Source organism: Mycobacterium sp. NTMscope_Eco_3 (assembly GCF_976985685.1).
This window is the reverse complement of sequence record NZ_CDRJYZ010000001.1, coordinates 3712050-3724535: the sequence shown is the minus strand read 5'-3', so window position 1 is coordinate 3724535 and position 12486 is coordinate 3712050. Positions and strand designations below refer to the sequence as shown.

At 68.4% G+C, this 12486-nt stretch carries 13 protein-coding genes and 1 pseudogene; 10 read left to right on the top strand and 4 right to left on the bottom strand.

Annotated elements, in window-relative coordinates; all coding sequences use genetic code 11:
• Positions 1–15: 15 nt before the first annotated feature.
• Together AC0KTM_RS17040 and AC0KTM_RS17035 are read left to right on the top strand one after the other, a co-directional pair.
• Positions 16–1176: a lactate 2-monooxygenase gene (locus tag AC0KTM_RS17040; RefSeq protein WP_472416224.1), complete on the top strand. Its 1161-nt coding sequence runs from the start codon at positions 16–18 to the stop codon at positions 1174–1176.
• Between the two features lie 33 nt (positions 1177–1209).
• The gene (locus AC0KTM_RS17035; protein ID WP_472416222.1) at positions 1210–2106 is read left to right on the top strand and encodes a tyrosine recombinase XerC; all 897 of its coding nucleotides are present in this window, start codon (positions 1210–1212) and stop codon (positions 2104–2106) included.
• 6 nt (positions 2107–2112) lie between these two features.
• Here AC0KTM_RS17035 and AC0KTM_RS17030 read toward each other — a convergent pair.
• A pseudogene (locus tag AC0KTM_RS17030) lies at positions 2113–2568 on the bottom strand (M23 family metallopeptidase); the annotation flags it as partial.
• 339 nt (positions 2569–2907) lie between these two features.
• On the opposite strand from AC0KTM_RS17030, the gene rpsB reads away from it, so the two are divergent.
• The 3 genes from rpsB (at position 2908) to AC0KTM_RS17015 (ending at position 6076) form a co-directional block, all read left to right on the top strand.
• A complete protein-coding gene (rpsB, locus tag AC0KTM_RS17025) occupies positions 2908–3753 on the top strand; it encodes a 30S ribosomal protein S2 (RefSeq protein WP_225328568.1) in 846 nt (281 codons plus the stop codon).
• A gap of 12 nt (positions 3754–3765) precedes the next feature.
• The gene (gene tsf, locus AC0KTM_RS17020) at positions 3766–4581 is read left to right on the top strand and encodes a translation elongation factor Ts (protein WP_472416220.1); all 816 of its coding nucleotides are present in this window, start codon (positions 3766–3768) and stop codon (positions 4579–4581) included.
• 88 nt (positions 4582–4669) lie between these two features.
• On the top strand, positions 4670–6076 hold the full coding sequence (locus AC0KTM_RS17015) for an amidase (RefSeq protein ID WP_472416218.1): 1407 nt from the start codon (positions 4670–4672) through the stop codon (positions 6074–6076).
• 9 nt (positions 6077–6085) lie between these two features.
• Here the strand turns inward: AC0KTM_RS17015 and AC0KTM_RS17010 are convergent, their stop codons facing one another.
• Entirely contained in the window at positions 6086–6502 is a 417-nt protein-coding gene (locus AC0KTM_RS17010; protein ID WP_225328565.1) for a MarR family winged helix-turn-helix transcriptional regulator, read from the bottom strand.
• Positions 6503–6633: 131 nt separating this feature from the next.
• Between AC0KTM_RS17010 and AC0KTM_RS17005 the strand changes: the two genes are divergently transcribed.
• From AC0KTM_RS17005 to AC0KTM_RS16985, 5 genes are all read left to right on the top strand, one after another.
• Positions 6634–7047, top strand: coding sequence for a ChaB family protein (locus AC0KTM_RS17005; RefSeq protein ID WP_225328564.1), 414 nt, complete (start codon positions 6634–6636; stop codon positions 7045–7047).
• A 327-nt stretch (positions 7048–7374) separates the two neighbouring features.
• Complete coding sequence (locus AC0KTM_RS17000) at positions 7375–8553, top strand: phosphatidylserine decarboxylase (RefSeq protein ID WP_472416215.1); 1179 nt, start codon at positions 7375–7377, stop codon at positions 8551–8553.
• A gap of 134 nt (positions 8554–8687) precedes the next feature.
• Positions 8688–9188, top strand: coding sequence for an oxidoreductase (locus tag AC0KTM_RS16995; RefSeq protein ID WP_472416213.1), 501 nt, complete (start codon positions 8688–8690; stop codon positions 9186–9188).
• An 11-nt stretch (positions 9189–9199) separates the two neighbouring features.
• Positions 9200–10690 carry a molybdopterin-dependent oxidoreductase gene (locus AC0KTM_RS16990; RefSeq protein ID WP_238956469.1) on the top strand — a complete coding sequence of 497 codons (1491 nt, stop codon included), beginning with the start codon at positions 9200–9202 and terminating at the stop codon, positions 10688–10690.
• A gap of 1 nt (position 10691) precedes the next feature.
• Positions 10692–11057 carry a hypothetical protein gene (locus tag AC0KTM_RS16985; protein WP_472416211.1) on the top strand — a complete coding sequence of 122 codons (366 nt, stop codon included), beginning with the start codon at positions 10692–10694 and terminating at the stop codon, positions 11055–11057.
• Here AC0KTM_RS16985 and AC0KTM_RS16980 read toward each other — a convergent pair.
• Both AC0KTM_RS16980 and AC0KTM_RS16975 read right to left on the bottom strand, forming a co-directional pair.
• The gene (locus tag AC0KTM_RS16980) at positions 11023–11355 is read right to left on the bottom strand and encodes a hypothetical protein (protein ID WP_238956467.1); all 333 of its coding nucleotides are present in this window, start codon (positions 11353–11355) and stop codon (positions 11023–11025) included. The genes AC0KTM_RS16985 and AC0KTM_RS16980 overlap by 35 nt on opposite strands.
• 11 nt (positions 11356–11366) lie before the next feature.
• On the bottom strand, positions 11367–12440 hold the full coding sequence (locus AC0KTM_RS16975) for a YncE family protein (RefSeq protein WP_238956466.1): 1074 nt from the start codon (positions 12438–12440) through the stop codon (positions 11367–11369).
• Positions 12441–12486 lie beyond the last annotated feature (46 nt).

Below are 12486 nucleotides of genomic sequence, written 5' to 3'. Positions count from 1 at the left end.
TGGCATTCTCTTTCCATGGCATTCGCGGACTACCAGAACGAGATCTACTTCAAGGGCCTCGGCGGGGTGGCGCCCGCGCTGCCGATGGCCTTCGCGGAGTTGGAGGCCCGCGCCGAGCGGGCCATGTCGCCGTCGGTGTGGTCGTACGTCGCCGGCGGCGCCGGCGACGAACGCACGCAGCGGGCAAACCGGGAGGCGTTCGACCGCTGGGGCCTGATCCCGCGCATGTTCGTCGGCGCCGCCGACCGCGACCTGTCGGTGCAGATGTTCGGCCTGACGTTGCCGTCTCCGGTGTTCATGGCGCCGATCGGCGTCATCGGCATCTGCGCCCAAGACGGCCACGGCGACCTGGCCACCGCCCGCGCGGCCGCGGCCACCGGTGTCCCGATGGTCGTTTCCACCCTGACCGCCGACCCGATGGAAGACGTCGCCGCGCAGTTCGGCGAAACCCCCGGCTTCTTCCAGCTGTACACGCCGAAGGATCGCGACCTGGCCGCCAGCCTCGTGCAGCGGGCCGAGGCCGCCGGTTTTGCGGCCATCGTCGTCACCCTCGACACCTGGATTCCCGGGTGGCGCCCGCGCGATTTGTCCACGGCCAACTTCCCCCAGCTGCGGGGTCTCTGCCTGAGCAACTACACCAGCGATCCGGTCTTCCGCGCCGGCCTGCAGCGTCCGCCCGAGGAGGACCCGCAAGCCGCCGTGCTGCAGTGGATCACGACGTTCGGAAACCCGTTGACCTGGGACGACCTCGGATGGCTGCGGTCGCTGACCGACCTGCCGCTGATCATCAAGGGCATCTGCCACCCCGACGACGCCCGGCGGGCCAAGGACGGCGGCGTCGACGGCATCTACTGCTCCACGCACGGTGGGCGCCAGGCCAACGGCGGCCTGCCCGCGCTCGAGTGCCTGCCGGGTGTCGCGGAGGCGGCCGACGGGCTGCCCGTGCTGTTCGACTCCGGTGTGCGCAGCGGGGCCGACGTCATCAAGGCGCTCGCGCTGGGCGCGACGGCCGTGGGTATCGGCCGGCCGTACGCCTACGGCCTGGCGCTCGGCGGCGACGACGGCATCGTGCACGTGCTGCGCTCGATCCTCGCCGAGGCGGACCTCATCATGGCGGTGGACGGCTATCCGACGCTCAAAGATCTCACCCCGGACACGCTTCGGCGCGTCGGCTGAGGCAGGCCGGCCGGTTTCTGCGAGCGTGGGGGAGTGCGGGAGATCCTCGACGAGTTCGACGAGTACCTGGATTTGCAGTGCGGGCGTTCGGCGCACACCCGGCGCGCCTACCTCGGCGACCTGCGCTCGCTGCTCGCGTTCGCGGGCGAGCGCGAGGCCGGCCTGGACGGATTGAGCCTGCCGCTGCTGCGCGCGTGGTTGTCCGCCGCGGCCGCCGCCGGCGTCGCCCGCACGACCCTGGCCCGACGCACCTCGGCGGTCAAGGCGTTCACCGCCTGGGCCACCCGGCGCGGCCTGCTGACCGGGGATCCGGCCGCGCGCCTCCAGGTCCCCAAGGCGCATCGCAACCTGCCCGCGGTGCTGCGCCAGGATCAGGCCCGCGACGCCATGGCCGCCGCCAAATCCGGTGCGCAACAAGGTGATCCGATGGCGCTGCGGGACCGGCTGATCGTCGAGATGCTCTATGCCACCGGGATCCGCGTCAGCGAGCTGTGCGGCCTGGACATCGACGACGTGGACACCCGGCATCGCCTGGTGCGCGTCCTCGGCAAGGGCAACAAGCAGCGCAGCGTGCCGTTCGGGGCGCCGGCCGCCGAAGCGCTCGACGCGTGGCTGGCCGACGGGCGCCCCGCCCTGGCGACCGCCGAATCGGGCCCGGCGCTGCTGCTGGGCGCGCGGGGGCGCCGCATCGACGTCCGCCAGGCCCGCACGGTGGTGCACCAGACCGTCGCCGCGGTGGACGGCGCACCGGACATGGGCCCGCACGGCCTGCGGCACAGCGCGGCCACGCACCTCCTCGAAGGCGGGGCTGACCTGCGCGTGGTCCAGGAATTGCTCGGCCATTCCAGCCTGGCGACCACGCAGCTCTACACGCACGTCGCCGTGTCCCGGCTGCGCGCGGTGCACGATCAGGCCCATCCCCGGGCCTGAAGCGCCGCCCGGCGGCTGTAGCGGTTTGAGTCGGATCGGGGTCGACTTCAGCAGGCCCAGCGGATCGACATAGCGCGCCCCCGACGCCGGACCCCACATCGCGCCCCAGTGCAAACACGCCGCGGCCCGACACCCCGGATGGCCGGGCACCAACGCGCCGATCACGGTCCCGGCCGTTACCGACTGCCCGGCCCGCACGGCCGCCCGGACCGGCTCGTAGCTGGTGCGCAAACCCCCGGGATGAGCCAGCGACACCACCGGCCGTCCGGCCAGCAACCCGGCGAACACCACGGTGGCCGCGCCCGCGGCGTACACCGGCTGGCCGGCGGCGCCGGCCAGGTCCACACCACGATGGCCGGGATGCCAATCCTGCACCGGGGCGTCGAAGGAACGGGTGACGGCCGGCGGCGGGCGCAGCGGCCAGTCCAGGCGATCGTCGTCGGCGGCCGCGGGCACCGCGCTGACCAGGGCCGCACTCAACGCCAGCGCGATCCACCGCATCCAGGCAGTTCACCGCGGCGCGCCCGGCGCGGCCACCCGGCCCGGCCGGCTCTGTGGACGACGCCCCCGCTTGGGGAAGCGTGGCAAAAGCACCCGCCGAACCGGTGTAAACTGCTGGTCGCAGCTCGTCCGCGGGCTGACTTCGCGCGTCCGCGTCGCGTCTCCGGTTCCACGAGGAGAACGCAATCGCATGCCGGGCGGTCTCGACCGGGTTTCCCGGCCGGGTCCGGCATCGCAGCAGGCGCCAGGGCCCGGCTTCACCCGATGCCAGGCGACAACCGACACACGTAAGGCACAACCATGGCCGTCGTAACCATGAAGCAGCTGCTTGACAGCGGCACCCACTTCGGGCACCAGACCCGTCGCTGGAATCCCAAGATGAAGCGGTTCATCTTCACCGACCGCAACGGCATCTACATCATCGACCTGCAGCAGACGCTGACCTTCATCGACCAGGCATACGAATTCGTCAAGGAAACCGTCGCCCACGGCGGCAGCGTGCTGTTCGTCGGCACCAAGAAGCAGGCTCAGGAGTCCGTCGCCGCCGAGGCTACCCGCGTCGGCATGCCGTACGTGAACCAGCGCTGGCTGGGCGGCATGCTGACCAACTTCTCCACCGTGCACAAGCGGCTGCAGCGCCTCAAGGAGCTCGAGGCGATGGAGCAGACCGGTGGCTTCGAGGGCCGCACCAAGAAGGAAATCTTGATGCTGACCCGCGAGAAGAACAAGCTGGACCGCAGCCTCGGCGGTATCCGCGACATGGCCAAGGTGCCGTCGGCGATCTGGGTCGTCGACACCAACAAGGAGCACATCGCGGTCGGTGAGGCCCGCAAGCTCGGCATCCCGGTCATCGCGATCCTGGACACCAACTGCGACCCCGACGAGGTCGACTACCCGATTCCGGGCAACGACGACGCGATCCGTTCGGCCGCGTTGCTGACCAAGGTCATCGCCTCGGCGGTCGCCGAGGGCCTGCAAGCGCGCGCCGGGGTCGGCCGCGGCGACGGCAAGCCCGAGGCAGAGGCCGCCGAGCCGCTGCCCGAATGGGAGCAGGAACTGCTGGCCTCGGCCGCTGCGACCGCTCCATCGGCTGCCCCCACCGAAGCCGCTGCGGGCACCTCCGAACCAACTACTGAATCCTCCTAGGAAGGCTGAACATTGGCGAACTTCACCGCTGCCGACGTCAAGCGGCTTCGGGAACTCACCGGTGCCGGCATGCTCGACTGCAAGAACGCGCTTGCCGAAAGCGACGGCGACTTCGACAAGGCGGTCGAGGCGCTCCGGATCAAGGGCGCCAAGGACGTCGGCAAGCGTGCCGAGCGGGCCACGGCCGAGGGCCTGGTCGCAACCCAGGGCGGCGCGCTCATCGAGCTGAACAGCGAGACCGACTTCGTCGCCAAGAACGCGGAGTTCCAGGCGCTGGCCGACCAGATCGTGGCCGCGGCCGTGTCGTCGAAGGCCAAGGACCTCGACGAACTCAAGGCCGCCGCGATCGGTGACAAGACCGTCGAGCAGGCGATCGCCGAGCTGTCGGCCAAGATCGGTGAGAAGTTGGAGTTGCGCCGCGTGGCGAACTTCGACGGCACCGTCGAGGCGTACCTGCACCGGCGGGCCGCGGACCTGCCGCCGGCGGTGGGCGTGCTGGTCGAGTACCAAGGATCGGACAAAGAGGCCGCCCACGCCGTCGCCCTGCAGATCGCCGCGCTCAAGGCCCGCTACCTGTCTCGCGACGACGTGCCCGAGGACGTGGTGGCCAGCGAGCGCCGCATCGCCGAGGAAACCGCCAAGGCGGAGGGCAAGCCGGAGCAGGCCCTGCCCAAGATCGTCGAAGGACGGTTGAACGGCTTCTTCAAGGACGCCGTGCTGCTCGAGCAGCCCTCGGTGTCCGACAGCAAGAAGACGGTCAAGGCCTTGCTCGACGACGCGGGTGTGACGGTGACGCGGTTCGTGCGCTTCGAGGTGGGTCAGGCCTAACGGCCACCCGCCGCCGAACAAGCCGGCCCGCCGCCGAACAAGCCGGGAAACCTCCCGGCGGTCGCGTGGGCGCGTTAGCGTCACTGCTATGCGACACGTGCACGCCTTCGGCGACGACGCGCTCGGCGATCTCGACGCGGTCGGCCTCGCCGAGGCCATCCGCTCCGGGCGGGTCGGCCGGGCCGAGGCGGTGGAGGCGGCGATCGCCCGCACCGAAGCCGTCGACCCGGCCCTAAACGGGTTGGCGTACGCGGGATTTCAGCAAGCGCGGGCCGCCGTGTCGGACGCTGTGAGCGGCTACTTCTGCGGCGTCCCGACGTTCATCAAGGACAACGTCGACGTCGCGGGCCAGCCCACGATGCACGGCACCGATGCGTGGACGCGCCGGGACGCCCTCACCGACAGCGTGTTCACCCAGCTGTACCTGGCCACCGGGTTGACCTCGCTGGGCAAGACACAGTTGTCGGAATTCGGGTTCAGCGCGTCGGCCGAACACCCGCGGCTGGGCCCGGTCCGCAACCCGTGGGACACCGAATACAGTGCCGGCGCATCATCGTCGGGGTCGGGGGCGTTCGTCGCCGCCGGTGTGGTGCCCATCGCGCACGCCAACGACGGCGGCGGCTCCATCCGCATCCCGGCTTCCTGCAACGGGCTGGTCGGGCTCAAACCGTCGCGCGGCCGACTACCGCTGGACGCGACGCTGCGCCGGATGCCGGTCGGCGTCGTCGTCAACGGCGTGGTGACGCGTTCGGTGCGCGATACCGCCGCGTTCTACCGGGAGGCCGAGCGGATCTGGCGCAACCCCAAGCTGGCCCCGGTCGGGGACGTCACCGGCCCCGGCCGGCAGCGGTTGCGGATCGCGGTGGTGACCCGCTCGATACAGCGCGAGTGCAGTCCCGCGCTGCGGGAGCTGACGCTGAAGTCGGCCGGCCTGCTCGAGGAGCTGGGCCACCGGGTCGAACACGTCGACCAACCGCCGGTGGCGGCCAGCTTCGTCGACGATTTCGTGCTGTATTGGGGCTTTTTGGCGCTGGCCCAAGTGCGCAGCGGACGGCACATGTTCGGCGCGACGTTCGACCGCGCCAAGCTGGACTGCCTGACGCTGGGCCTTGCCCGACACACCAGCCGCCACCTGCACCGGCTCCCGTCGGCGATCATGCGCCTGCGGGGGGCGCGGCGGCGCACCGCGCGGTTCTTCGGCACCTACGACGCGGTGCTCACGCCGACCCTTGCCGACGAGACACCCCGCATCGGGGTCCTGGCGCCGACCGATTATCAGCAGGTCATCACCCGGCTGATCGAGTGGGTGTCGTTCACCCCGCTGCACAACGTCACCGGTGAACCTGCGATCTCGCTGCCGTTGGCCCAGTCCGCGCACGGCATGCCGGTGGGCATGATGCTGTCGACCGGTATGGGGCAGGAGTCGCTGCTGCTCGAACTGGCCTACGAGCTCGAGGAGGCGCGGCCCTGGGCGCGCGTCCAGGACGCCGGGTGATGGGGCCCGCTAATCGGTCCCGAGTTTTTCGAGCATCCTTTTGAATTCGCGCTGCTGCGTGTCGGTGAGCTTGCTCAGGATCCGCGCGTCGGCGCCGCGGACCGCCGCCTCGGCGCGCTTGAGCAGGGCGCGGCCCTGGCCGGTCAGGTTGGCCGGTAGCGCGCGCCCGGACGACACCGACGAGGGCCGCGCCACCGCGCCGACGTCTTCCAGTTTGCGCAGCACCGTGTTCATCGCCTGCGGGGTGACGCCCGCGTGGCGGGACAACTCGGCGCTCGACATTCCCGGGTACATCGAAAGGATGCGCAGGCAAACGAATTCGGGCAGGGCCAGGCCCAGCGGACTCAACACGGCGGCAACCTCTGGCCGCAGCACCGTCGCCACCCGGTAGAGCAAATAACCCAGCGGGGCGTCGTCCTGATTCATGTCAACCATGTTGACATATTTCCGTCGGCCCGACGCGCACATTTCCCGGACGGCGATTGCCCGGCCCGCAACGGGGTAACCGACTGCGGTAACACGTTTCCTGCACCGCTTGTGGCGCACGAGGAGGTTCGATGCCGAAGACGACGAAAGGCGGAGCGCCCAAAAAGAGTGAATTGCCCAGCACTTTGCGGCGTTCCAACGCCAAAGCCCAACGCACGTTCGCGAAATCCCACGATGCGGCCGCAGATCAGTACGGCAGCGAGGAGCGGGCCCACCGAGTGGCCTACGCCGCCGTCAAGCACAGTTTCGAAAAGGTCGGGGACCACTGGGAACCCAAGGAGCAGAAGGGCCCGTCCGACGAGCGCGCCGAGCGTGGTGGGCTACGACCGTCCGGCGAGTCGGCCGAGGGCGTCGACGCCAACGCGAGCAAAAAGCATCTGCTCGACGTGGCCCGCCGGCTCGACGTTCCGGGCCGGTCGACGATGAACAAGTCGGAGCTGGTCGACGCGATCAAGAAGCACAATCGCCGGGTCCGCGGCCGCTGAGCGGGAATCGTCCGGCGACGCAGGCCTTGAGTTCGCTCGTAAGCCGACCGCGGGGCCGGAACACCAAATTGCCGGCGCGCCTTGTTGTTTGGCGGCGAGCAGCGATACGGGTGGAGTAGGTGAAGCCGACGCATCAGATCCACCCGAGCGCCGTGCCCACCCCGCTAGGCGCCGAACCAAACACTCAATGTTCGGCGCCGCGAACCGGGCGCGAACCGCCGCGACTCGCAGCCCGTTTGCCGCCCGGGAGCGGGGGTACGCGGCCGACGTGGCTCCGAAGCGCTCGGTGCGCGTCGAGCCCTATGGCCACGACAAAGGAGCAGTGATATGAGCGAGCCGGACACCGTCATCAAGGCGCTTCGCGACGTCCTCGACAAGGAACAGGGCCTGGCCGATCGGCTCGAGCGGTCGCTGCAGACCGCGCGCGAGCGGGCCGGGTCCGAACTGAACCCGGACCTGTATGCGGCGCTCGAGTGGCCGCGCGACGTCGGCGAGTACGAGGCCTACCTGAAGCGCTTCATCCGATGGGTGCCGCAGGAGTCGGACGCCGACGCCTGGAAGAACGAAAACCGGCAGGCGCAAGAGGTCAGCGATCGCATGGCGCACTTCTACTTCCTCGTCGACCAGGGCGACGAGCCCGCGCAGGGGTCCGGGGACTTCCGGGAATGGCTGACCGAGTTCGCCCGGCAGTGGGGGAGTTTTTTGGACACGCCGGAGTCGTTCAGCCCCGAAGCCCTGCAGTCGTTCATCGACAATGCGCCGGAGTACCGCATCCATGAGTCACTGGTCGACGGTGCGCCGAACGCGCCGAGCGGATGGCTGACCGCCAACCAGTTCATCGCGCGGGAGATCAACGGGGGCCTGCGCCCGATCGCCGAGCCGGCCACCAACCTGGTGGTGACCTCACCGGCCGACTGCAAATACCAGCACGCCTACGACATCGACGCCGACTCGAGCATCCCGGCGACCACCGTCAAGAACGAAAAGTACGGCAATATCAAGCAACTCATCGAAGGCAGCCAATACAGCGAGAGCTTCGCGCGCGGCACCTTCGTCCATTACATGCTGCCGGTGCACGCCTATCACCGCTACCACCTGCCGGTCGCGGGACTGGGCAGGGAGTCCTTCCGGATCAACGGGAAAGTCTTCATGCGGGTCGGCCTAAAAGACCACGAGTTCGCCTCCAGCGACAGCGCCAGCAGCGGCTACGAGTTCTCCCAGACCCGCGGCGTGGTCACCATCGACACCTCGCAGTCGGACTGCGGCGATATCGGCATCGTGGCGGTCATTCCGGTCGGCATGGCCCACGTGTCGTCGGTGGTCCTCACCGCGGTGCCCGGCAAACACATGGCAAAAGGGGAGGAGTTCGGCTACTTCCAGTTCGGTGGCTCGGACATCATCATCCTTTTCCAGGAGGGGGTCGATCCCCAGCTCGACAAGAGCGAGGAATTCCGGCTGGTCGGTTCGCCGGTGGCGCGCTGCGCCGCGGCACGAAAAGCGCAGTGAGGGTGATTATCACGCCACCGATCGGGTAAGGCCCTGCCCGCGGGGGCAGTGGGCTTCGCCCGCGCCGCGCAGTGAGCCGGTCGCGGTCGCGTTGTCGCCGTTTGTGCGCCGATCAGGCGGGGTAGTCAGCCGCAATGGCCGGTCTTTTGGGGCGACTGGGGCTCAAAGCGTGGCACAAGGTGCTGTCCTCGCCCCTGCTCACGCTCAACGGCTACGTCGCCTTCGATTTGCCGCGCGCGGTAACCGCGTTGGGCGCATCGCTGCTCATCGGCCTGGTGGCGGTGCATGCCTATGTGGCGGCGACCCGGCCGGGTTTGCCGCTCTATTTCTGGGTGTATGTTGCCGTGCTGATCGCCGCCTGCCTGGGCGCGGTCACCGCGATGGTGTTTGCCGTCAAACCCCTTGTGCCGCAATCGGGTTGGTTCGCCGGCAGCCTGATGTGCGCGGCGTTTCTGGTGATCTATCTGGTCAGCCGGTTTGTCAGCCTGCCGGGCTTGGTGGCGGTGACCGGCCGCTGGGACCTCGCGCCGGGGACGTTTGCCATGGCGTTCGCCGGGGGCTTCATCGCCGTACACACCACGGTGCTGTCCGGCATCAACGTGGCATACCCGCAACGACAGAACTGGCACGACTGAACGGTGACGACATGACAGTGCTCGACTATCCGGCGTGGCTGCGCATCGACCACTGGCTCAATGTCCTGTTTTTGACGCTGGTGATCCGCAGCGGCATCGAGATCTTGTCCACGCACCCGAAGTTGTACTGGCACGACGACAGCAAGCCGGGCACCGAGTGGGCGCGCTTCACGGTCAAGGAAATGCCGATCAACAAGCTCTACGACACCCTCGACGAGGAGGAGGACTACAACTCGCTGTTTTCGTTGCCCGGCCACAAGAAACTGGGCATGGGTCGGCACTGGCACTTCTTCTCGGTGATCGGCTGGGTCCTCGTCGGGCTGTCGTATTACATCCTGTTGTTCGCCACCGGCCAGTGGCACCGGTACTGGCCGGCGTCGTGGTCGATCTTCGGTGAGGCGTGGGACGACATCGTCACCTACATGAGTTTCAATTTGCCGCCGCTGCTGCCGGGTGAACCCCTGGATGCCATCCAGAAGCTGACCTACGCGGGTGTCATCTTCGTGCTGGCGCCGTTCCAGATCCTGACCGGCGCCGCCCAGTCACCGGCCATCGAGGCCGCATTTCCCTGGTATGTGCGCATGTGGGGCGGCCGGCAATGGGCGCGGAGCCTGCATTTCCTCGGGCTGATCGCCTTTGTGGTCTTCATCGTCATCCACCTGTCGATGATCTTCTTCTGGAGTTGGGGCCAGCTCACGGCGTCGATGATCTTCGGTTCCGTGCGCAACATCGGTTGGGCCACAGCGCTTTCGCTGGTGATCATCGCGGCCATCGTCGCCGTCCACGTCGCGGCGACGGTGTGGAGTCTGCGGCGGCCCGTTCAGGTCCGCCGCGTGCTCGGCGCCGTCGTCACGCGCGTCCGCAAAATCCTGTTGCGGCCGCTGAATTCGAAGCAGAACTACCCCGAGCGGATGACCTCCAAGGAACACCGGGTCAACGGCAAGCCGCCGACGAGCGCTGAGTACAAGGTGATGGCCGTGCACAACTTCGTCGACTGGCGCGTGCGGGTGGGCGGCCTGGTGGAAAACCCGGTGACGCTGGACCTGGACGCGTTGCGCGGCCTGGCCGACCAGCAATCGCAACGCGTGATGCACAACTGCGTGCAGGGTTGGACCAGCATCGGCCAGTGGAGCGGTGTTCCGCTCGCCCAACTCGCCGACCATGTTCGTCCCCTCCCGCAGGCGAAATACATCTGCTTTCTGACCATGCAGGACACGGGCCGCGACGAGCCCAGCGCGGAAGGGGAGGGCCAGTTCTACGAGGTGATCGATCTCGAACTCGCCTACAAACCACAGACATTGCTCGCCTACGAGATGAACGGAATGCCACTGCCCATCAAGCACGGCGCGCCGCTGCGGTTGCGGGTGGAGACCCAGGTCGGCTTCAAGATGGCGAAGTGGATCAACCAGATCGAATTCATCGACGACTATTCCGGCATCGGCCACGGTCTGGGCGGGTGGCGCGAGGACAACGTCCACTACGACAAGGACGTGGAGATCTGATATGACCGACATGACCCGCACCGACGGCGTGCGGCCCGAGCTGATCGACCTGCAAAGCGTTGAGCGCGAACGGGTTTCAGATCTGGTAGCCGTCAAGGGTGGGCACTGTGCCGGGTGCGGCGCCAAGGATTTCGCCGTCGGGCGCGCGCTGTACCTCGGGTTTCTGTTCCTCGACGAGGATGACGACGCCTTCATGGTGGCATTGACCTGCCGCAACGCCGAATGTCCCGCGCCGCGCACCGGAATCGTGTTGCCGGCCAACGAGTTTCTCTCCGACTACCGAGAGATCTCCGAGATCGAGGACATCGCGAGCCGCGCCAGGGCGAGACAAGCTAGCGCAACCTGGGGTGGCTCGGGGTATCGGTGAAGCGGGGCCGGGCGAGATCGAATCTCTCGATCGAATCCGACACCGAACGCAGGTCGTCACACAGGGATTGGAACCGTCGTTCGTCGGCGTCGTCGAGCACGCCCAGGCAGCTGTAGTGCACCAACCGCCGGAACCTCCCGGCGAGCGCTGCCCCCCAACGGATTCCGAAGTCGTAGGCCTGCCCTTCGGGAACGTCGTCGAGCCGCGCGAGCTCTCTGAGCGCCGCGACCTGCTCGGCGAGCAGCTCGAGATCGTCATCGACACCCACCGGCTCGGGTTTGTGCGCTGTGGTGCTCATCGGCCCTCCCCTCACAGGCGTGGCTTCGCCACGCTGATCACGTAGGGCTGGCCGCGCAGGGTCAGATACACCCGCTTGGGACCGATCGCCATCCCGGACAGCGGCGCCGAGGCGATCGGGCCCGACGGCAGCCCCGCCCGGTAGTCGATCGTGCGGATCACCCGGATGGTCCCGTTCGGAAAGCCGGTGAAGCTCGCCGTTTCCAGCACCGCCACGTCGCGGTCGGTGGCCGCGTAGATGCGGGTGTCGTCGGTGCCCACATAGCGAATCGGCGACGAGAGCTCGGTTCGGGCAAGGACTTCGAGCCCGTCTCCGCCGCGACGCGAGTCGACCGCGTACAGCACCTTGTCGTCGCGGCCGGCCACATAGCTGCGCGTGACCTGAGTGCCGTCGCCGGCCCACACGGCGACGGCCATCGGCAGCGAGCCGCGCTTTTCGGGTGGCGACGTGGGCCCCTTGTAATAGCGGATCCCCGAAGCTCCGTAGAGGTGGTACTCGATTTCCCGCCCGCGGTTGGACCCGTCGATGGTGTCGGCGGCCTGGCCGGTGTAGGTCGCCGTCGGGAGCTTGCGGAAGCCGTACTGGTCCACCGGCGTCACCGACGAGCCGTCCGCGGCCAGCGCCAGCAGCACCCGCATGCCGGCGTCTTCGGCGAGGTAGGACGGTGCGGGGCCGGCGTCGAATTCGGCGACCGGTTGCAGGGTCGCGATGTCGACGACGGCGACCTTGCCGCGCTCCGGCTGCGGCACGAAGACGTGGCGGTCGTCCTTCTGGCTGATCTGCAGGTTGCGCCCAGACCCCATCGGGGCCGACAGCCGGGTGTGGGCGGTGCCCGGGCCGGCGTAGGTGACCGCGGCCAGGCGGTGATCGTCGGTCAGGCCCAGCAGGTCGTTGTCGTGATACGACCACACCGGGTCATGCATGGCGGCGCCGACGGCCGCCATACTGACCGCCGGCGCGCTTTCCAGTGACGATCCGGGCGCGGAACATCCTGCCACCGCCATGATTCCGGCGGCCGCGGCGACAGACCACCGCCGTCGCAGCTTTCGCCGCTGACCGTTTCCGATGGCCACGATCGGTGCCATCCTTTCCCGTTCGCCCGTCCGGGCTGTACCCCGGTGAGCGCCTCGT

Coding starts and splice junctions, on each gene's coding strand:
- AC0KTM_RS17040 (WP_472416224.1), top strand. CDS start 16: ATGGCATTCGCGGACTACCAGAACGAGATCTACTTCAAGGGCCTCGGC.
- rpsB (WP_225328568.1), top strand. CDS start 2,908: ATGGCCGTCGTAACCATGAAGCAGCTGCTTGACAGCGGCACCCACTTC.
- AC0KTM_RS17015 (WP_472416218.1), top strand. CDS start 4,670: ATGCGACACGTGCACGCCTTCGGCGACGACGCGCTCGGCGATCTCGAC.
- AC0KTM_RS17010 (WP_225328565.1), bottom strand. CDS start 6,502: ATGAATCAGGACGACGCCCCGCTGGGTTATTTGCTCTACCGGGTGGCG.
- AC0KTM_RS17005 (WP_225328564.1), top strand. CDS start 6,634: ATGCCGAAGACGACGAAAGGCGGAGCGCCCAAAAAGAGTGAATTGCCC.
- AC0KTM_RS17000 (WP_472416215.1), top strand. CDS start 7,375: ATGAGCGAGCCGGACACCGTCATCAAGGCGCTTCGCGACGTCCTCGAC.
- AC0KTM_RS16995 (WP_472416213.1), top strand. CDS start 8,688: ATGGCCGGTCTTTTGGGGCGACTGGGGCTCAAAGCGTGGCACAAGGTG.
- AC0KTM_RS16990 (WP_238956469.1), top strand. CDS start 9,200: ATGACAGTGCTCGACTATCCGGCGTGGCTGCGCATCGACCACTGGCTC.
- AC0KTM_RS16985 (WP_472416211.1), top strand. CDS start 10,692: ATGACCGACATGACCCGCACCGACGGCGTGCGGCCCGAGCTGATCGAC.
- AC0KTM_RS16980 (WP_238956467.1), bottom strand. CDS start 11,355: ATGAGCACCACAGCGCACAAACCCGAGCCGGTGGGTGTCGATGACGAT.
- AC0KTM_RS16975 (WP_238956466.1), bottom strand. CDS start 12,440: ATGGCACCGATCGTGGCCATCGGAAACGGTCAGCGGCGAAAGCTGCGA.